Source organism: Frigoribacterium faeni (assembly GCF_007988805.1).
GTDB classification, from domain to species: Bacteria; Actinomycetota; Actinomycetes; order Actinomycetales; family Microbacteriaceae; genus Frigoribacterium; species Frigoribacterium faeni.
In genome coordinates, this window is record NZ_BJUV01000024.1 from 22315 (window position 1) to 42176 (window position 19862).

General features: G+C 73.6%; 16 protein-coding genes. 13 read left to right on the forward strand and 3 right to left on the reverse strand.

All coding sequences use genetic code 11. The features are described from left to right. The first annotated feature begins 158 nt into the window (after nucleotides 1-158). Together FFA01_RS11505 and FFA01_RS11510 are read left to right on the forward strand one after the other, a co-directional pair. Entirely contained in the window at nucleotides 159-2060 is a 1902-nt protein-coding gene (locus FFA01_RS11505) for an ABC transporter ATP-binding protein (protein ID WP_146856239.1), read from the forward strand. Between the two features lie 35 nt (nucleotides 2061-2095). Continuing rightward, nucleotides 2096-2701, forward strand: coding sequence for a class I SAM-dependent methyltransferase (locus FFA01_RS11510; RefSeq protein ID WP_146856241.1), 606 nt, complete (start codon nucleotides 2096-2098; stop codon nucleotides 2699-2701). 33 nt (nucleotides 2702-2734) lie between these two features. Here FFA01_RS11510 and map read toward each other — a convergent pair whose 3' ends face one another. Further along, nucleotides 2735-3517, reverse strand: a complete 783-nt coding sequence (gene map, locus FFA01_RS11515) for a type I methionyl aminopeptidase (protein ID WP_146856243.1) — start codon at nucleotides 3515-3517, stop codon at nucleotides 2735-2737. 47 nt (nucleotides 3518-3564) lie between these two features. Here map and FFA01_RS11520 point away from each other — a divergent pair, with 47 nt between their 5' ends. From FFA01_RS11520 to FFA01_RS11560, 9 genes are all read left to right on the forward strand, one after another. Then, nucleotides 3565-3855 carry a helix-turn-helix transcriptional regulator gene (locus tag FFA01_RS11520; RefSeq protein WP_146856245.1) on the forward strand — a complete coding sequence of 97 codons (291 nt, stop codon included), beginning with the start codon at nucleotides 3565-3567 and terminating at the stop codon, nucleotides 3853-3855. A 90-nt stretch (nucleotides 3856-3945) separates the two neighbouring features. Next, the gene (locus tag FFA01_RS11525) at nucleotides 3946-4332 is read left to right on the forward strand and encodes an ArsR/SmtB family transcription factor (RefSeq protein WP_146856247.1); all 387 of its coding nucleotides are present in this window, start codon (nucleotides 3946-3948) and stop codon (nucleotides 4330-4332) included. Beyond that, nucleotides 4329-5381 (forward strand): cation diffusion facilitator family transporter, encoded by a 1053-nt coding sequence (locus tag FFA01_RS11530; RefSeq protein ID WP_146856249.1) that lies wholly within the window; start codon nucleotides 4329-4331, stop codon nucleotides 5379-5381. Before FFA01_RS11525 ends, FFA01_RS11530 begins: the two co-directional genes overlap by 4 nt. Before the next feature lie 230 nt (nucleotides 5382-5611). Then, nucleotides 5612-7309: a glycoside hydrolase family 13 protein gene (locus FFA01_RS11535; RefSeq protein ID WP_146856251.1), complete on the forward strand. Its 1698-nt coding sequence runs from the start codon at nucleotides 5612-5614 to the stop codon at nucleotides 7307-7309. Nucleotides 7310-7407: 98 nt separating this feature from the next. After that, entirely contained in the window at nucleotides 7408-8382 is a 975-nt protein-coding gene (locus tag FFA01_RS11540) for a D-isomer specific 2-hydroxyacid dehydrogenase family protein (protein ID WP_146856253.1), read from the forward strand. An 86-nt stretch (nucleotides 8383-8468) separates the two neighbouring features. Continuing rightward, nucleotides 8469-9077, forward strand: coding sequence for a hypothetical protein (locus FFA01_RS11545; RefSeq protein ID WP_146856255.1), 609 nt, complete (start codon nucleotides 8469-8471; stop codon nucleotides 9075-9077). Between the two features lie 219 nt (nucleotides 9078-9296). Next, nucleotides 9297-11123 (forward strand): lipopolysaccharide biosynthesis protein, encoded by a 1827-nt coding sequence (locus FFA01_RS11550; RefSeq protein ID WP_146856257.1) that lies wholly within the window; start codon nucleotides 9297-9299, stop codon nucleotides 11121-11123. Further along, nucleotides 11120-12484 (forward strand): glycosyltransferase, encoded by a 1365-nt coding sequence (locus FFA01_RS11555; protein ID WP_146856259.1) that lies wholly within the window; start codon nucleotides 11120-11122, stop codon nucleotides 12482-12484. Before FFA01_RS11550 ends, FFA01_RS11555 begins: the two co-directional genes overlap by 4 nt. Nucleotides 12485-12528: 44 nt before the next feature. Beyond that, the gene (locus FFA01_RS11560) at nucleotides 12529-13731 is read left to right on the forward strand and encodes a glycosyltransferase family 4 protein (protein ID WP_167627355.1); all 1203 of its coding nucleotides are present in this window, start codon (nucleotides 12529-12531) and stop codon (nucleotides 13729-13731) included. Here FFA01_RS11560 and FFA01_RS11565 read toward each other — a convergent pair. Continuing rightward, nucleotides 13719-14723, reverse strand: coding sequence for a glycoside hydrolase family 16 protein (locus FFA01_RS11565; protein ID WP_146856263.1), 1005 nt, complete (start codon nucleotides 14721-14723; stop codon nucleotides 13719-13721). The genes FFA01_RS11560 and FFA01_RS11565 overlap by 13 nt on opposite strands. A 411-nt stretch (nucleotides 14724-15134) precedes the next feature. On the opposite strand from FFA01_RS11565, the gene FFA01_RS11570 reads away from it, so the two are divergent. Next, nucleotides 15135-17468: a hypothetical protein gene (locus FFA01_RS11570; protein WP_146856265.1), complete on the forward strand. Its 2334-nt coding sequence runs from the start codon at nucleotides 15135-15137 to the stop codon at nucleotides 17466-17468. Continuing rightward, nucleotides 17461-19329: a DUF7402 domain-containing protein gene (locus tag FFA01_RS11575; RefSeq protein ID WP_146856267.1), complete on the forward strand. Its 1869-nt coding sequence runs from the start codon at nucleotides 17461-17463 to the stop codon at nucleotides 19327-19329. The genes FFA01_RS11570 and FFA01_RS11575 overlap by 8 nt, the downstream gene beginning before the upstream one ends. Nucleotides 19330-19427: 98 nt before the next feature. Here the strand turns inward: FFA01_RS11575 and FFA01_RS11580 are convergent, their stop codons facing one another. Beyond that, on the reverse strand, nucleotides 19428-19781 hold the full coding sequence (locus FFA01_RS11580) for a PRC-barrel domain-containing protein (protein WP_146856269.1): 354 nt from the start codon (nucleotides 19779-19781) through the stop codon (nucleotides 19428-19430). Nucleotides 19782-19862 lie beyond the last annotated feature (81 nt).

The window sequence follows — 19862 nt, forward strand, 5'->3', positions numbered from 1 at the left end:
GACTCGTTCGATGCCGCGTGCGGGTGCGCCGCGGACCGCGACGCCTTTTACCTCAGTGGTCGAGACCCTACACGGACCACCGCCGATGATCAACGTCCCCGGTCCGGCCGCTCGTCCCGCCGTCTAGATTGGGCCGGGCGCAGACGGAAGGAAGCACGATGAGCATGGAAGGCGCGGCCTGGAGCTCGCTGTACAAGATCTCCAGCGCCAGAGACGGCGAGCACGGCTTCTCCCGCGAGTCCGTGAGGCGGATCCTGACCTTCGCGGTGCCCTATCGGTCCAAGCTGCTGATCTTCATCGCCCTCTCCGTCGGGGGAGCGTTCCTGGCCGTCGCGACGCCGGTGCTCGCCGGTCGGGTGGTCGACGTCATCGTCGCCCGGGGCGACGAGGCCACGATCGTCCGGCTCGCCGTCCTCATCGCCGTCGTGGCCGTGGCCGACGCCGGGGTGTCGCTCGTGACGCGCTGGTACTCGGCACGGATCGGCGAGGGCGTGATCCTCGATCTCCGCACCGCCGTCTTCGACCACGTGCAGAAGATGCCGATCGCGTTCTTCACCCGCACCCGGACGGGCGCCCTCGTCAGCCGTCTCAACAACGACGTGATCGGGGCCCAGCAGGCCTTCAGCGGCACCCTGTCGGGCGTCGTCACCAACGTCGTGGCCCTGGTCCTCACCCTGATCGTCATGCTCAGCACGTCCTGGCTCGTGACGGTCCTCGCCGTCGTCATGCTGCCGATCTTCCTGGTGCCCGCGCGGCGCATGGGCAGCCGTCTCGCTGCGCTGCGCCGGGAGGCCGCCGACCACAACTCCGCGATGAGCACGCAGATGACCGAGCGCTTCTCCGCGCCCGGCGCGACCCTCGTCAAGCTGTTCGGCCGCCCCGACGAGGAGTCGGACGAGTTCCGCGTGCGCGCCGCCCGTGTCCGCGACATCGGCGTCCGGACCGCGCTGCTGCAGTTCGTCTTCGTCACCGCGCTGACGCTCGTCTCCGCCCTCGCCCTCGCGCTCGTGTACGGTCTCGGCGGCGCCCTCGCGCTCGGAGGCAGGCTCGACACCGGGGACGTCGTCACCCTGGCGCTCCTCCTCACCCGCCTCTACGTCCCGTTGACCGGTCTCGCGAACGCGCGGGTGGAGATCATGAGCGCGGTGGTCAGCTTCGAGCGCGTCTTCGAGGTGCTGGACCTCGAGCCGCTCATCCGCGAGAAGCCCGACGCCGCCTCCGTCCCCGAGGGGCCGGTGAGCGTCGAGTTCGACGACGTCCGCTTCGCCTACCCGTCCGCCGACAAGGTGTCCCTCGCCTCCCTCGAGGAGGTCTCCACCCTGGACACCCGCGGCGGCGAGGAGGTGCTGCACGGCGTGTCCTTCAGGATCGAGCCGGGGCAGACCGTCGCCCTGGTCGGCACGTCCGGTGCCGGCAAGTCCACGATCGCGCAGCTGCTCTCGCGCCTGTACGACGTCGACGGCGGTGCCGTGCGCCTCGCGGGCGCCGACGTGCGCGACGTGACCTTCGCCTCCATGCGGCACACCCTCGGCATGGTGACGCAGGACGGCCACCTGTTCCACGAGACCATCCTCAGCAACCTGCGGCTGGCGAGGCCGGAGGCGTCCGAGGACGAGGTGTGGGACGCCGTCCGCCGTGCGCGGCTCGAGCCGCTCATCCGGTCCCTGCCGGACCAGCTGGACACCATGGTGGGAGAGCGCGGTTACCGGCTGTCCGGGGGTGAGCGCCAACGGATGACCATCGCGCGGCTCCTGCTCGCCCAGCCGCGCGTCGTCATCCTCGACGAGGCGACGGCGGCGCTGGACTCGACGTCCGAGGCCGCCGTGCAGGCGGCGCTCAGCGAGGCGCTGGAGGGACGGACGGCGATGGTGATCGCGCACCGCCTCTCCACCATCCGCAGCGCGGACCTGATCCTCGTGGTCGAGGACGGCTCGATCTCGGAGCGCGGAACGCACGAGGAGCTGCTGGCCCTGGGCGGGCGGTACGAGGAGCTGCACCGGACGCAGTTCGCCGTCGAGAAGAACGTCGCGGCCGACGAGGAACCGGCGAGCGGTCCCTAGCTCCTCTGCCGGCGCCCCCTCCTATGCTCGGACCCATGACGAGCGAGGTGCGGGACGCGTACGCGGCACGCGCCGTCGAGTACGGAGAGCATCTCGGGTCGATGGCCGCCGTGCACCCCTCCGACCGGCAGCTGGTCGACGACTGGGCCGACGGGCTCGACGGCGAGATCGTCGACGCGGGCTGCGGGCCGGGTCACTGGACGCATCACCTGACCACGCGCGGCCTCGCCTGCCGGGGCGTCGACCAGGTGAGCGGATTCGTCGACCTGGCCCGCGCCTCCTACCCGGGCGTCCGGTTCGAGGTCGGCGACCTCGACGCCCTCGAGGCGGCGCCGGCCTCGGTCGGCGGCGTGCTCGCCTGGTATTCGCTCATCCACCACGAGCCGGACGCGATCCAGCGGCCGCTGGCCGAGTTCGCCCGCGTGCTGCGACCCGGCGGCGGACTGCTGCTCGGGTTCTTCGACGGGCCGATGGTCGAGCCGTTCGACCACGCCGTCACGCGCGCCCACCGCTGGCCGATCGACCGCATGGCCGAGGAGGCGCGGGTCGCCGGATTCGAGATCGTCGAGACCCGCAGGCGCACCGGTGTCGGGCATCGTCCGCACGCCGCGATCGTCGCCCGCCGGCTCGAGGGCGGCTGACCCGTCGAGCTCGGCGGGTCGTCGCAGGAGAGGTCAGCGCGCCGAGTCCGTCGGCAGCGTCATGATCTCCGCGCCGGTCTCGGTGATCGCGATCGTGTGCTCGCTGTGGGCGGTGCGGCAGCCCGTCACGCTGCGGAGCGTCCAGCCGTCGGGGTCGGTGACCAGCTCGGCCGTGTCGGCCATGATCCACGGCTCCAGTGCGAGCAGCAGCCCCGGGCGGAGCTTGTAGCCGCGGCCCGCGCGGCCGGTGTTCGAGATGTGCGGGTCCTGGTGCATGGTCGAGCCGATGCCGTGCCCGCCGAACTCGACGTTGATCGGGTACCCGGCCTCGGACAGCACCGTGCCGATCGCCGACGACAGATCGCCGATGCGCGCGCCGGGGCCGGCGGCCGCGATGCCGGCGGCGAGAGCTCGCTCGGTCGTCTCGATCATGGCGAGGCTCTCGGGCGGCGCGGTCTCGCCGACCACGAAGCTGATCGCCGAGTCCGCCGCCACGCCGTCGAGCACGACCGCGAGGTCGAGCGTCAGCAGATCGCCCTCGGCCAGGGCGTGGTCGTGGGGGAGGCCGTGCAGGACGGCGTCGTTGACGGCCGTGCAGATGTAATGGCCGAACGGCCCGCGGCCGAACGACGGCGCGTAGTCGACGTAGCAGGAGACGGCGCCGGCATCGAGGATCATCTCGCGCGCCCACCGGTCGAGCTCGAGCAGGTTCGTGCCGACGCGGGCTCGACCTCTGAGGCTCTGCAGGATGTCGGCGACCAGAGCGCCGGTCTTGCGGGCACGGACCAGTTCGGCGGGGGTCAGGATCTCGATCACGGCGATAACTATACCGCTGAGGGTCTCGGGGGCGCTACGATCGGCGCATGGTCCGACTGCCGCTCACCCCCGCCGAGGTCGAGCGCGGCCGCCGACTCGGCGCGCTGCTGCGGCGAGCGCGCGGCGACCGCCCGATGCTCGACACGGCTCTGGCCGCCGGGGTCTCGCCCGAGACGCTCCGCAAGATCGAGACCGGGCGCATCGCGACCCCCGCGTTCTCGACGGTGGCGGCGATCGCCGACGTCGTGGGCGTCTCCCTCGACGCCGTGTGGGCCGAGGTCAGCAGGGCGGACCCCGCTCGCGGGTCGGTCGGCGTCCGCGGGATCGCGGCGTCGTAGGGGCTCCTCCGCGGTCGGGCGAGGGACCTGTGGGGCTCGACCCGCGCCTCCTCGGTGGCCTCCTGACGTCCATCGTGTAAGAATCTGCGTATGGATGCAGATAAGCAGGTGTGCGGGCGATACCCGGACAGCCAGTACGTCGAGCTCGCCGTCGAGATCTTCGGCATGCTCGCCGACGCGACCCGGGTGCGGATCATCCTCGCTCTGCGCGACGACGAGCTGTCGGTGAACCACCTGGCGGACATCCTCGACAAGACCCCGGCCTCGGTCTCGCAGCACCTCGCCAAGCTCCGCCTCGCGCGCATCGTCTCGACCCGTCAGGACGGCACCCGCGTGTTCTACCGGCTCGCCGACGAGCACGCCAGTCAGCTCGTCAGCGCCGCGATCTTCCAGGCGGAGCACAGCCTCGGCGGGTCGCCGCGGCACCACCACGCGGTCGACCCCGGCGACACGGTCGACGGGCGGGGTGGGGTGTGAGCGGCCGGCGGCGACCGGGCGGGGCCGGTGGGCACTCGGACCCCGAGGAGCACGCGCACGACCACCACGACCACGTTCACACGCACCCCGGCGGGCTGAAGGGGTTCCTCCACGGCCTCCTCGTTCCGCACACGCACGACGCGGCCGACTCGATCGACGACGCCCTCGAGTCGAGCGTGCAGGGGGTCCGAGCGTTGAGGATCAGCCTGCTGATCCTGCTCGGGACGACGATCCTGCAGTTCGCGGTGTTCCTCGCGAGCGGCTCGGTGGCCCTGCTGGCGGACACCGTGCACAACTTCGCCGACGCGCTGACGGCGGTGCCGCTGTGGATCGCGTTCGTCCTCGGCCGACGCGTCGCCACGCGTCGCTACACCTACGGCTTCGGGCGTGCCGAGGACTTGGCCGGGCTCGTCATCGTCCTGGTCGTCGCGCTGTCGGCGGTCGTCGCGGCGTGGGAGTCCGTCGGCCGGCTGCTCCGGCCGCAGGTCCTCGACAACCTCTGGCTGGTCGCCCTGGCCGGCCTGATCGGCTTCGTGGGCAACGAGATCGTCGCCGTCTACCGCATCCGGGTCGGTCGACGGATCGGCTCGGCCGCGCTCGTGGCCGACGGCGTCCACGCTCGGCTCGACGGATTCACCTCGCTCGCGGTCGTGCTCGGCGCCGTCGGGGCCCTGCTGGGGTTCCCGCTGGCCGACCCGATCGTGGGGATCGTCATCTCCGCGGCGATCGTCGTCCTGCTCTGGGGCACCGTCCGCAGCATCGGACGGCGCCTGATGGACGGCATCGACCCCGGGCTCGCCGATCGGGCCCGGCAGGCGCTCGACGAGACGCCGGGGGTCCTGGCCGTGCCGCGCCTCCAGCTCCGCTGGGTGGGCCACCGGCTGCAGGGAGCAGCGGTCGTCGAGGTCGCCGACGCTCCCGTGTCCGTCGTCCAGCGCACCCTGGAGCTCGCCGAGCGCAACGTCGGGCGGGCCGTGCCGCACCTGGACGAGCTGGCCATCCGCCCGGTGGCCTCGCCTGCGGTCGGTGAGCCGCGCCTCCTCGGCTGATCGTCGCGGAGCCGGGCCGCCGCGTGCCGCCGTGTGCCGCCGCGGGCCGCCGCGTGCCGGACCCGACCTCGTGCGCGGACCGAACCCGACGGATGAGGGTGCTGACAGCCCCGAGAACCCCGTTCCGACGGCGTGTCGCGACCGGGGTGTCGCGAAGTGCCCATGATGGCAGGGGAGGGGCGCTCGACGGCGCCTCATCCGCCGCGCCATTCGAAGGAGAACCGCACCGCATGACGGACACCACCGCCACCTCGACCACCCCCGCCGCCGACCCGGCCGGCACGAGCGACCGGGACTGGTGGCGTCAGGCCGCCGTCTACCAGGTCTATCCGCGCAGCTTCGCCGACATCGACGGCGACGGCCTGGGCGACATCGCCGGGGTGACGTCCCGGGTGCCGTACCTGTCGGCGCTCGGGGTCGACGCGATCTGGCTGAGCCCGTTCTACCCGTCCGAGCTCGCCGACGGCGGCTACGACGTCGCCGACTACCGCGACGTCGACCCGAAGCTCGGCACCCTGGCCGACTTCGACGCGCTCGTCGCGGCGGCGCACGGGGCGGGGCTCAAGATCATCGTCGACATCGTGCCGAACCACACCTCCGACCAGCACGTCTGGTTCCAGGAGGCGCTCGCCGCCGAGCCCGGCAGTCCCGCCCGGTCGCGCTACATCTTCCGCGACGGCCTCGGCGACGACGGCGACGTGCCCCCGTCGACCTGGGAGTCGAACTTCGGCGGCAGCGCCTGGACCCGCCTGACCCGGCCCGACGGCACGCCCGAGCAGTGGTACCTGCACCTGTTCGCCCCCGAGCAGCCCGACCTCGACTGGAGCCACCCCGAGGTCCGCGAGGACTTCCACACCACCCTGCGGTTCTGGTCGGACCGCGGGGTCGACGGGTTCCGCGTCGACGTCGCCCACGGCCTGGCGAAGGACCTCGCGGAGCCGCTGCGCGACGCCAACCCGCGCGAGTTCGGTCTGCCGATCGACGGCAGCGACCCGCTCTACGACCGCGACGAGGTGCACACCATCTTCGAGGGCTGGCGCCGGGTCTTCGACGAGTACGACCCGCCCCGCACGGCGGTCGCCGAGGCCTGGGTCGCCCGCGAGCGGGTCTCGCTCTACGCGCGGCCGACCGAGCTCGGGCAGGCCTTCAACTTCGAGCTGACCCGGGCCGAGTTCGACGGGCCGGCCTTCCGCACGATCGTCGAGTCGAACCTCGAGCTCGCCGCGCAGAGCGGCGCGTCGAGCACCTGGGTGCTGTCGAACCACGACGTGGTGCGCCACCCGACGCGCTATGGTCTGCCGGCCACGACGGACGGCGACGCGTTCCTCCTCTCCGGCGGCACCGAGCCCGCCCTCGACGAGGCCACGGGCCTGCGCCGCGCCCGTGCCGCCTCGCTGTTCATGCTCGCGCTGCCCGGGTCGGCCTACGTCTACCAGGGTGAGGAGCTCGGTCTCTTCGAGGTCGCCGACATCCCCGCCGACCAGCTGCAGGACCCGGTCTGGATCCGCACCGAGCACGCCCGCAAGGGCCGCGACGGCTGCCGGGTGCCCATCCCGTGGGACACCTCGTCGCCGGCCTTCGGCTTCGGCGAGCACGTCGCGCATCTGCCCCAGCCCGCCTGGTTCGCCGACTCCGCCGTCTCGGTCGAGGACGGCGACCCGGCCTCGACCCTCACCCTCTACCGCGAGGCCCTGTCGCTCCGGCACCGTCTGCAGCGGGGCGAGGAGCTCGCCTGGACCGACTCCGAGTCGGCCGACGTCGTGCACTTCGCCCGCCACGACGGCTGGCACGTGGTGACGAACTTCGGCACCGCGCCCGTCGCTCTGCCGGCCGGCGACGTGCTGCTCGCGAGCGGTCCGCTCGAGTCCGACGCGTCGGGAGCCCCCGTGCTGCCGGGCGAGACGACGGTCTGGCTGAGCACGGACTGACCATGGCGAGCCGAGGAGGCGCGGGTCGGCCGAGCAGGACGACCCGCGCCTCCCGCGTCACCGGTCCCGGCCCGCGGGGCCGTGGTTAGGGTGGATCGATGACCGACCTCGCCGTGAGCATCCTGCCCGTCACCCCCGCCGACGACGGATCCGGCGGGGGAGGTGCCGCCGGATGGGGCGTCGCCCCGGCGCGGCGCGCGCTCGACGAGACCGGCGCCCGCGAGGTCGAGCTCGGCGACGAGACCCGGATGATCGTCGTCGGCGGCCGGGTCGACCAGGACGAGCTGCGCCGGGCGATCGACGAGCACCCGGCGGTCGCCGTCGTGCAGCTGCCGAGCGCCGGCGTCGACGCCTACGTCGAGACCATGCGCGCGACCCGTCGCGACGGCCTCGTCTTCACCAGCGCCAAGGGCGCCTACAGCGCACCGGTGGCCGAGCACGCGCTGGCCCTCACGCTGGCGACGCTCCGGTCGCTGCAGATCCGGGCCCGCGCCTTCTCGTGGGAGGAGCGTCAGCGCGGGATCACGCTGAACGGCTCCCGCGTGCTGATCGTGGGAGCGGGCGGCATCGGCACCGAGCTGCTGCGACTGCTGCAGCCGTTCGACGCCGAGGTGACGATGGTCGTGCGCACCGCGCGCGAGGTCGAGGGGGCCGCCCGCACGGTCACGACCGACCGGCTCGACGAGGTGCTGCCGGACGCCGACGTCGTCGTGATCGCGGCCGCCCTGACCGAGGGCACGACGAGCCTGATCGGCGCCGACCAGCTGGCGGCCATGAAGGAGACCGCGGTGCTGGTCAACATCGCCCGCGGTCCGCTGGTCGACACCGACGCGCTCGTCGCCGCGCTCGCCGACGGCTCGATCGGCGCGGCGGGGCTCGACGTCGTCGACCCCGAGCCGCTGCCCGACGGCCACCCGCTGTGGAGTGAGCCGCGCGCCCTCCTCACGCCGCACCAGGCGAACACGAACGACATGACCGAGCCGCTGTTCCAGGAGCGCGTGCGAGCGAACATCGAGGCGCTCGCGTCCGGCGGCGAGCCCGTCGGCGTGGTCGACGTCGACGCCGGCTACTAGGCCGGGTCGTCGCCGTCGCCGTCGCCGTCTCCGCCGGGGTGCGGGAGCCGGGGGCGTCCGCAGGGGCGCGGCGTACGGTCGGGCCCATGAGCCGCCGAGCACCGTCCGACCGTTTCGAGGGACGCATCGCCGGAGTCGGCACCGCGTCGGGCACGCGCATCGTCGTCGGCATGTGGCAGCGGTCGCCCCTGGGGCGCTTCACCGACGTGATGGTCGAGGACCCCGCCGGCCACCGCCTCCTGCTGGCCCCCTCGGCGGAGGTCGCGGACTACGTGTCGGCGACCTACTCGTTCGACGAGGTGCGCGTGGTCGACGTCGAGACGAGGCGCGTCGACGGCGGCCTCGCGGTGCGCGCGGGGGATCTGTCGGTCCGGCTCGTCGTCGGCCGCATCTCGCCGCTCGGGATGCTCCTGCGCGTCGTGCCCGCCCGCGTCGCGACGGCGCCCGCGTGGCTCCGGATCATCGACCCGATCGCGCGCGTGCTCGTGCCCGGCGCCCGGACGGCGGGGTCGGCGGGCGGCGGCAGACGCGAGTACTACGGCGTGACCCTGGTGCGCGACGTGGTCGCGATCGAGGCGTCCGACGGCGGGCGCGACCTCGGACGGCTCGCCCCGCTGAGCCCGCCGGTCCGGTTCGGCTTCGGCTCGGCGCCGGCCCGGCCGAGCCTGGTCGACGTCGTCACCACGATCCGCTGAGGCCGGGATCACCCGCCGGGTGAGCGTCCGCTCACCCGGGACGGGAGGATCCCATGAACCCCGAACGCGGCGTTGTCCGTCGAACGGCCATGAGATAGCTTCGGACTCCGACGCTCGACTCGGCTCGCTTACCCCTCGGACCGGTCGACGCGGCCGACGCGATCCCCGACGCGTCCGGCTGCCCGCGTCCAGGACCCGAACCTGACAGGACATCACGCCATGCGGCCAGCCCCGCCCGAGAGACCCGACGACGACGCCCGCGCGCCCGACCAGCGCACCTCGTCGCCCCGCCACGCCGCCGAGCCGTGGACCGACGACGACCCCGCCCGGCCGGATCGGCCCCTGCTCGTCACGTCCGACGCCGACCTGGCGTGGAACCCCGAGGCGACGGGTGCGTTCGCGATGCCCGCGCTCGCACCCCAGACGCTCGGCGCGTCGGTGCACCTGCCGCAGCCCGAGGCCGAGGCGAAGGCCGAGGAGGCGCGGGCCGAGGCCCGGGGCGCGGTCGCCTCGACCTCCGGCGGGGACGGCGCGGGTGATTCCGCGACGAGCGGGTCGAGCACCGAGGCGGCTCCCGACCAGTCCCGGCTGTTCGGCCGCGGCCTGCTCTACGTCGTCATCTGGTCGCTGCAGCTCGTCGTCGGCACGGTCGTGTCGCCCGTGCTCGCGCACCTGCTCGGCGTCACCGAGTTCGGCGCCTTCTCGTCGGCCCAGGCCGTGTACCAGGTGCTGGCCGTGCTGGCGCTGCTCGGCCTCGACCAGGCGCTCGTGCTGCAGCACGCCGAGGACGGCAAGGCGCGGAACGCGCGCGGACTGGTGACCGTCGGGCTGGTCGTGTCGTTCGTCGCAACCGGGGCGGCCCTGCTGACCGTGCCGCTCTGGGCCGAGCCGCTCGGGTTCGGCAGCGAGCACGACCTCGTGCTGGTCGTCATGCTCTGGGCCGCGCCCTCGGCGGCGGTGCAGGTGATGCTCGCCCTGCTGCTCGCCGAGGACCGGTTCCGGGCCTTCGCGACGACGAGCATCGTGTCGGCCGTCGGCGGCCAGGCGATCGGGCTCACCCTGCTGCTCACGCTCGGCGGGGGCGCCCTGACCTACGCCTGGGGCAGCGTCATCAGCCAGACCCTCGCGATGCTCATCGGGCTCGTGTTCACGAGGCCGCTGATCTCGGGGCTGGTCAACGGGGCCGTCACCAAGCGGGCCCTGTCGTTCGGCGTGCCCCTCGCCCTCGCGAGCCTCGCCTACTTCGTGCTGAACGCCGGCGACCGGATCGTGCTGCAGCGCCTGATGGGCCCGGACGCCGTCGGGCAGTACCAGGTGGCGTACGTCGTCGGCTCGTCGGTGATCCTGCTGCTGTCGTTCACCAACAACGCCTGGGCGCCGCACTTCGCGAAGATGCGCGACGAGGCGGCCCGGTTCGCGCTGGCCATGCAGGCGCGCGACGAGATCTACCGGCTGCTCAACCCGATCATCATCGCGCTGACGCTGGTCTCGCCGCTGGCGATGCCGATCCTCGTGCCGGCCAGCTTCGACCCGGTCAGCCTCACGATCGTCGTCTACGTCGTGGCCCTCACCGCCTATCCGGCCACCGCCGGAGGGGCGAGCGGCCGCCTGCTCACGATCGAGCGCCGGGCGAAGACCCTCGGCGTGATCACCGGCATCGCCGCGATCGTCAACGTCGGGCTCAACCTCGTCTTCGTGCCGTGGCTCGGGATCCTCGGCGCCGCCGTGGCGACCGTCATCGCCTACTCGGTGCTCTCGGCCCTCCAGCTCGTGGCCCTGCCCAAGCGCGTGCCGTGGCGCGGCTCGTCGGCCGTGCTGCTCTGGACGGTGCTGGCGAGCGTCGTGTTCGCGGGCGCGACGACGGCCCTGCCCCAGACCCTCGAGTGGAACATCGGCCGCGTCGTCGTCGCGCTCGCCTGCCTGCCGTGGTTCTTCCGCCGCCTCGCGGCCGCCCGGCGCCCACCCGCGGTCGTCGACGCGGAACCCGACGTCCCCCTCCATCCCGCCACCCCCTCGCGACCGACCCACGATCAGGAGACCCCATGACCCGCCGCCGAACCCCGGTCGCGGAACCGGCCCCCCGTCGCGTCGTCGTCGTCGACCTCGCCGAGCCCCTGCCCGACCTCGTCGCCGACGCGCAGTACGACTCGGCCATGGTCATCGGCACCTGGCACGGTCGCCCGGTGGGCGTCGCCGACGTGCATCTCTCCGCCGAGGCGGACGGCACGCGGGCCGCTCTCACGCCACTCACCGACCTCCGCGAGGACGCCGCCCGGGAGGAGTCCGCGCGACCGGCGCGACTGCCCGACGACGCGCTGCCCCCGGTCACGGTGGTCGTCTCGACGATCGTCGGGCGACGCGAGGACCTCGAGCTGATGCTCGACGGCTTCGCCGCGATCGACTACCCCGACGTCGAGTTCCTGATCGTCGACAACCGTCCGGTCGTCCCCGCCGACGACGTCCTGCCGGGCCTCGTCGCCGGGCGCGACCGGGTGCGGGCCATCCACGAGCCCCGCAAGGGCATCTCGGCCGGCCGCAACGCCGGCGTCGCCGCCGCCCGCGGCGAGGTGATCGTCTTCACCGACGACGACGTCCGGGTCGAGCCCGACTGGCTGCGCGAGCTCGCCCAGCGGTACGTCGACGATCCGACGCTCGACGCCGTCACCGGTCTCATCCTCCCCGCCGAGCTCGACACGGCCGCGCAGATCTGGTTCGAGCGCTACTACGGCGGGTTCAGCGGCGAGCGCACCTGGCGTCCGCTCGTGCTCGAGCCCGAGCGTCGAGCCCCGCGTCTCGTGCGCGGTGCCCGCATCACGGTCTCCGACGCCGGACGCGCGGTCAAGCGGTTCGCCGTCTACGGGGTGGGCGCCTACGGCGCCGGCGCCAACATGTCCTTCCGCAGGACGGCCCTCGAACGGATCGGCGGGTTCGACCTGGCCCTCGGCACGGGCACGCCCGCGCGCGGCGGCGAGGACCTCGCCGCACTGATCGGCGTCCTGTGGACCGGGGGCCGCATCGGCTACGAGCCGGCCGCGGTCGTGCACCACCGGCACCGCCGGGGCACCGATGAGCTCCTGCACCAGCTGCGGGGCAACGGCCTGGGGTTCACGGCGATGCTGACCTCGCTCGTGCTCGGCGATCGACGCCATCTGGCGGGGCTCGCCTGGCAGCTGCCGCTGGCCGTCCAGGCGATGGCCGCCCAGAGTCTCTCCCGGATCGGAGGAGGCGCGGCGGACGCCGCCGAGACGCGTCCCGCCGGTCTCGAGGACGAGTACCCGCGGTCGCTCGTGCTCAACGAGCTGCGCGACTACCCGAAGGGGCCGCTCGCCTACCTGCGGAGCCGGCGCCTCGCGAGGCGGATGGACGCCCGCGCGACGAGCGGTGCGGGGGCGGCGAGGGGACGATGACCGCGCCTCCTCGGCGACCGTCGGTCCCGTCGCGTCCGGGCCGCGTGCGCGCGCCGGCCCTCACGGTGCTGACGACGGCCGAGCGTCTGCGTCCGGTCGGCGGCATCGAGCTCTGCATGCTGCAGGACACCCGGAGCCTCGTGGCCCGGGGGCATCGGGTCGAGGTGCTGTTCCACGACGACGGCGTCCACCGGGACGAGTACGAGCGGCTCGGCGTCGACCTGCACGGCCCGTACCCGTTCGACTTCAGCACCGGGCGCGCGGTGACCGACCTGCGCCGGTTCGTGCCGTCGCTCGTCCGGTCGCGGCGCCTCCGGGCCGACGTGCTGTGGCTCAACCGGCCCGAGCAGATCGTCTGGGCCCAGCTCGCCTCGCGGTGGGCCGGCATCCCCGTGGTCTGCCACCTGCACCACGCCCCCAACTACGAGCGCACGCGCCTCGTGATGACCGGCGTCGCGCACTTCGTCGCGGTCTCGGAGTACATGAAGGCCCTCTGGGTCGAGGCGGGCGTCGACGCCGACCGGATCACCGTGGTGCACAACGCCGTGCCCTTCGACGAGTACCCGGCAGGAGGCGCGGCGGAGCTGGAGCGGGCCCGTCGCGATCTCGGGCTCGGCATCGCCCCCGGCGCCCGCGTGGTGCTCAGCTACGGTCGCCTCTCGGCCGAGAAGGGCGTGGTGACGCTGATCGAGGCGTGGCGCTCGCTGGCGCTGCCGCCCGAGCGGGGCGTCCTCGTGCTGGCCGGACCGACCCCCGTCGACCCGGAGGTCGCCGCGGCCCTGGCGACGCTGCCCGAGGGGAGCCACCGGCTCCTCGACGCGCGTCGCGACGTCGTGCCGCTGCTGCACGCGGCCGATCTGGTGGTCATGGCGTCGCAGCTGCCGGAGGCCTTCGGGCGGGTGCTGATCGAGGGCATGTCCACCGCCCGCCCGGTCGTCGGAACGGCCGTCGGGGGTGTGCCCGAGGTGCTCTCCGGCGAATTCGCACGGCTGCTCGTGCGGCCCGGCCACGCCGGGGAGCTCGCCGAGCGCATCGGCTCCGTGCTCGACTGGCGCACGGACGACCCCGGGCTCGGCGAGCGCTGCCGCCGCTCGGTCGAGCAGCGGTTCCCGTACGACGAGCACGTCGACGCCCTCGAGGCCGTGCTGCTCGCCCACCGCCGCCGCCGCAGCCGCAGCCGCGCAGGCCGCCGCCCGCAGGGGGCCCGGGCCGGGCAGGGCGGTCGCCGCGCCGGTCAGCCCTCGTAGCGGTAGATCGTCGCCCAGTCGACCTGCACGGCGCCCTCGGCGCCGTCGGGCGGCGTGGTCTTCGTCGTCTCGATCTGCATCACCCAGTGCAGCTTGGCGGTGGGGATGTCGTGGCTGGTCGTGCCGATCGTGACCCCGTCGATCGAGAACGCGATCTCGTCGGGGGTCCAGTCGATCGTGTAGGTGTGCCAGTCCGTGAACGGCACGGCGGTGCGTCGCGCGAACGAGTTCTCGGACGGGTTCCCCGGAGTGTGGTTGTAGGCCCGCACGTTCTTGTCGAGGTGCCCCTCGGGGAAGTCCACCTCGCCGTCGTTCCAGTCGTTGTCGTCGCTCCACAGCAGGAACGCGGCCGAGTAGCCCGGCACCGGGTCGGCCCGGAGCCGGACGCTGTACCGGCCGTAGGTCTGCCCGCCCCAGAGCCCGTCGACCAGCGGCACCACGGCCGACGAGGTGACCTCGTCGCCGTGAGTCGAGACGCCGAGCGACAGGACCCCGTCGGCGGCCGAGACGGCGCTCGCCCGGTACGTGCCGACGTCGGCCGTGTCGGTGAAGCCGTCGTAGGCCAGCCACGAGTCGGAGTACGGGCCGGGGAACCCGCCCTGCTCGACGGACTCGTCGAAGTCGTCGACGAAGATCTGGGACCAGCCCGGGAGGTCGCCCCGCGGGGCCGCCTCGCCGCTCGGCGACGCGGCGTCGGCGGCGGTCGGCGTGCGGGAGTCGCCGGTGGCCTCGGTGATCGAGGGGGTGGCCGTCGCCGTGCCGTCGACCGCGTCGTCGGCGGACGAGCCGCTCGCGTCGTCGGTCGACGGGTCGGCCGCGGCGTCGTCGGGGGTGGCCGTCACGGTGCTCCAGGGGGTGATCGCGTCGGAGTCCTCGCCGAGGACCACCATCGGGACGCCCACGACGGCGACCGCCATCACGGCGCCGGCGACCGCGACGACTCTCGATCGCCGTCGACGAGAGCGCGCGGGAGACCTCTCGTGGAACGGCACGGCGTCGGATCCTTCGGGTGCGGAGTCGTCGCGGCTCGGGGGTCGGGTGGCACCCGTCGCTTCTCGACGATCGAACGATCATCGCTCGCGAACCGTGTCCGGTCAAGGGGGCTCCGGGCCACGGGCGACGACCCCCGATCGAGGGGCACCCGTCGTGCGGGGCGGGGACACCCCGATCTTCACCCGCATCGAGGGTCTCCCCGCCGTATCGCCGGGAGGGGTGGGCAGGTTACCCTGTGATGACCTGCCGTGCTCGCATCCCGAGGGTGCGGCGGACACCCGAACCACGCCGACCCGAACTCGGCGCTCTGACACCCCGCCGACGGGCGGACCCCCACCCAGGGTCCGACACCCCCCTGTCGGTCGAGCGCGCCGCCCGTCCAGGCCGGCGGCTACCCCTGGAGATCACTCGTGACCCGAGCTGACTCTGCCCTGACGAGCGCGCGCCCCGACAGCGCGATCCCCGACCTCGTGAGCCGCAGCGAACCCACCCTCGTGCCGACGCGCGACGCCTACACCGTGATGTCGCCCGCGTGGCGCCTCGCGGCCGCCGGCCTCGTCTGGCTGACACTCCTCGTGATCGGCCTGGGCTTCGCCACCCAGGCCTCGATCCTGCGCGAAGCGGCCGTGCCCGTCTTCCTGCTCCTCGAGCTGGGCATCGCGCCGACCCTGCTGGCCGCACCGATGCGCGCCTCCCGCTTCACCCTGGTGGCCGTCGTCACGAGTCTCGCCTCGACCGTGCTGATCGGCTCGGCGATGTCGCGGACGCACGTCTGGCAGCCCGCCGAGCTGATGACCACCGTCACCATGGTGACGATCGTGCTGCTGACGACCGCCACGGTGCGGGAGGCCATGACCCTCGGTCTCGACCGCGCGGCCCGCCTCGATGCGGCGGCGCGGTCGTCGGCCACGGTCGATCAGGTCGAGGGATCCGCCGACCCGGACGCCGAGGAGGCGCGGCTCGTCGCCCTGCGCCGCCGGCCCTGGGTGCCGATCGCCACGGCCGTCGGGCTGGTGCTCGTGATCGCGTCGTCGCTGCTCGTCCGCAGCGACCCCACGCCCGGGGGGCTCGTCTCGCTGGAGGGACCCGGCTGGTTCGTCGGCATGGCCCTGCTCGTCGCGGCGGCCGCGTTCGCCCTGGCGACCCACCGCAGCCCCGCGCTGCCGCTGACGGTGCTGAGCGGGGTCGTCGTGCTGTCGCAGGCGATCGTCTACGGCACCCCCACCATGGTCAGCGCCGCACGCCACGTCGGGATCATCGACTCGATCCGCGTCAACGGGGGAGTCACGCTCGGGCAGGACATCTTCCAGTCGTGGGCGGGCCTGTTCTCGGGCGTCGCGTGGGTCGCCGACGTCGCCGGAATCCGCGACGTCATGGTGATCGCCACCTGGTGGCCGGTCATGATCACGCCGATGATCGCGATCGCGGCGACCGTCCTCGCCCGGAGATTCCTCGCGCACGACGGGCGCGCATGGTTCGCCGGCTCGCTCTTCGCCCTCACGCTGACCCTCAACACCATCTACTTCTCGCCGCAGTCGCTCGGCATCGTGCTCGCCCTCTGCATCCTGGCGCTGGCGCTCGGCGCCGGACGCCCGTCGGGCCCGACGTCGTTCGCGGCGACGAGTCGGGCGGCGGCTCCGGGCGAGCTGATCGCGGACGGCGACCCGGCCCACTCGGCCAGGCCCCGCGCCTCCGGAGTCGTCGGCTGGTGGCGCCTCGGCGCGATCCTCGCCCTCGGCTGCACCCTCGCCATCACGCACCAGATCTCGCCGTACCTGACCACGGCCGCCCTCGGCGTCTTCGTGGTCTTCCGCCTCGTGCGCCCGTGGTGGACCCCGGTGCTCGTCGTGGGGCCGGCCCTCCTCTGGGCGGCCGCGAACCGGTCCGTGCTCGGGACGTTCATCACGCCCGCCGCGGCCGGCAACGTCCTCGACAACGCGGCCCCGCCGGTGCACGACGGGGCGACCCTGGCGAAACCGCTCGTCAACACGCTCGCGTTCGGTCTGCCCGCGGCCGTGCTGGTCCTCGTCGGCGTCGCCGCCCTCGCGGCGTTCCTCGTGCACCGCAAGGGGCGGCAGCAGTGGGCCCTCGTCCTGGCGGCCGCCAGCCCGGTGAGCCTCATCGTGGCGACGAACTACGGCGCCGAGGGGATCTTCCGCGTCACCCTGTTCGCGGCGCCGTGGCTGTGCATCCTGGCGGCGATGCTGCCGTGGCCGCAGCGCCTCACCCGCCGTGCGACGACCACCGCCGTCGCGGCCGTGCTCGTCGTGGTCGTCGGGGTCAACGTCTACGGGAACACCGCCCTCGACTGGAACCGCGTGGCCAGCGCCGACACCACGCGCGCCACGCTCGCCTTCGAGACGGAGGCTCCGGCCGGGTCGGCCCTGCTCGTCCCGGGCAACGGCAACGCGACGCCGGGCGCCCGCACGGCGAAGTACTCCGAGCTGCAGTACGTGCCGCGCGACTCGCTCGGCGGCTACGCCGACACCGGGCCCGGCTACGACGCCGAGGCCGACGAGCGCGAGCTCACCCGCGAGTTCGCCCTCGGGTGGGAGGCCACCGACTACTACGTGATCGTCTCGGACGTGCTCGGCGCCTACGACGAGCGCTACGGGTTCCAGAGCTACGCCGACTACGAACGACTCGGACGCGCCTTCGCCGGCGACGTCCGGTGGCAGGTGGTCTACACCAGCCCCACGGCCACGCTCTACCGTCTCACCGACCCCGCCGCCGTCCGTGGCTGAGCGTCGTCGCCGCAGCGGGCGAGGGATATCCGCTGCACTCGCCGCCGTCGCGCTCGTCGTGGCCCTCGTCCCGTCGGTCGCCACGGCGCGGCCGGCGACGGCCGACACCGCCCATTCCGCGCCCCAGCCCGCGTCCTCCCTGACGCCGTCGGGCTGCACGGCGGGCACCACCCTGAACGTCGTCGCCCACCAGGACGACGACGTGCTGTTCCAGAGCGCGACGCTGGTCGCCGACCTGCGCGCCGGGCGCTGCGTGACCACGGTCTACGTCACCGCCGGCGACGGGGGCCACCCCGCCGCCTACTGGCAGGAGCGCGAGCTCGGTCCCCGGGCGGCCTACGCCGGGATCCTCGGCCTGGCCGACGTCTGGACGACGTCGACGGTCGAGGTCGGCGGTCACGTCGTCGCGGTCGCCCGGCTCGACGCCGACCCGCGGGTGCAGCTCGTCTCGCTGCGCCTGCCCGACGGCGGCACCGACGGTATGGGGTTTCCCCTGACCGGCGACACGAGCCTGCTCGAGCTCTCCACGGGCGAGATCGACTCGCTCGCCGCCGTGGACGGCACGGCGACCTACACGCTGGCGTCGCTGTCGTCGACCCTCGACGCCCTGATGGCGGCCGTGCAGCCGACGAACATCAACACGCTCGACCACGTCGGGGCGATCGACGACGGCGACCACCCCGACCACCACGTGGTCGGCGCACTCGTCGACGCCGCCCAGCAGCGGTACACCACCCCGCACGGCTTCGCGGGCTACCAGGGGTACGGGATCCGCGACCGGCCCTCGAACCTCACCATGGCGCAGATCACCGACAAGTCGCAGGCGTTCTTCCGCTACGCCGAGCACGACCCCGCGACCTGCGGGGGCTGGGACGCCTGCTGGAACAAGCCCGAGTACGACTGGCTGAGCCGCCAGTACGCCGTCGGCACCCCCACCACGACCGCGCCCCCCGCGGCGACGCCCGTCGACCCGCACGCGCCGCTGTCGGCCTTCGACGTCACGGGCGGCGCGACCGTCACGGCGAGTTCGGAGAACACGGCGGACGGCCAGACCGCGGCCAAGGCGGTCGACGGGGTCGCCGACGGCTACCCCGGCGACCACCGGGCCGAGTGGGCGACCGTCGGCGGCCGCTCGGGGAGCTGGCTGTCGCTCGCCTGGCCGACCGCTCGGACGATCGACCAGGTGGTGCTGCACGACCGGCCCAACGGCGACGACCGCGTCACCGGCGCGACCCTCGTGTTCTCGGACGGGTCGACGGTGGCCGTCCCGGCGCTCCCGGACGATGGATCCGCCGCCACGGTGACGTTCCCGGCCCGCGCCTCCTCGTCGCTGCGGATCACGGTCACGTCGACCTCCGGCACGACGCGCAACGTCGGTCTCGCCGAGCTGGTCGTCCGGTCGCCGTCGGCCGCGCCGACCTCGACGCCCGCGCCGACCCGGACGGACGTCACCGCCGGCGCCGTCGCCACCGCCAGCTGGGACAATCCGGCCGACGGCCAGACGGCCGCGAAGGCGATCGACGGCGTGGCCGACGGCTACCCGGGGAACGCCGCGAACGAGTGGGTGGCCCCGTGGGGTCGCACCGGCGTCGCGCTCACGCTCACCTGGTCGACGGCGAAGGCGATGGACACGGTCGTGCTGCACGACCGACCGAACCTCAGCGACGGCATCACCGGCGGCACCCTGACGTTCTCGGACGGCAGCACCGTGACGGTGCCCGCTCTCGACGACGCAGGAGGCGCGACGACGGTGAGCTTCCCGTCGCGGGTCGCGTCGTCGGTCACCTTCACCACGACGTCGGTGAGCGCCAGCACCGTCAACGTCGGCCTCGCCGAGATGCGGGTGCTCGTCACGGGCTGATCCCGCGACCGGGCGCCGCCCGGCGCCGACCGGACGACGGACGCCCTCCCCGTGGAGGCGGAGGGCGTCGTCGGACCGGCCGGAGCCGGTGGGCCGGGCTAGCGGCGGCCGAGGCGGCGTTCGCCCGTGGAGCCGAGCGCGTACTGGAGGCCGTAGTGCTCGAAGACGGCGGGTTCGCGCGACGCCTCGAGCTCGCCGTCGGTGTCGATCGAGGGCGCGTCCTTGACGATCTTCTTGTCGAACTGCACCTTGAGGTGCTTGGGGGCGACGACGGCGCCCTGGAGGGGCACGAAGACGAGCTTCTTGCCCATCAGCCCGGTCTGCACGGTGGCGAACGCGGGGGTGTCGGTCGACGTGTCGAAGTAGACGCTCTCGAGCGTGCCGACCTTGTCGCCGTTCGGGTCGACGACGGCCAGGCCGATCCAGTCGCGCAGGTTCTCGGCTTCGAACATGGCATGCCTCTCTGTCGACGCGGTCAGGGCCGGGCGCGACCCCTCCGACGCTAGTCGGCCCACCCGCCCCCCGCCCCCCCC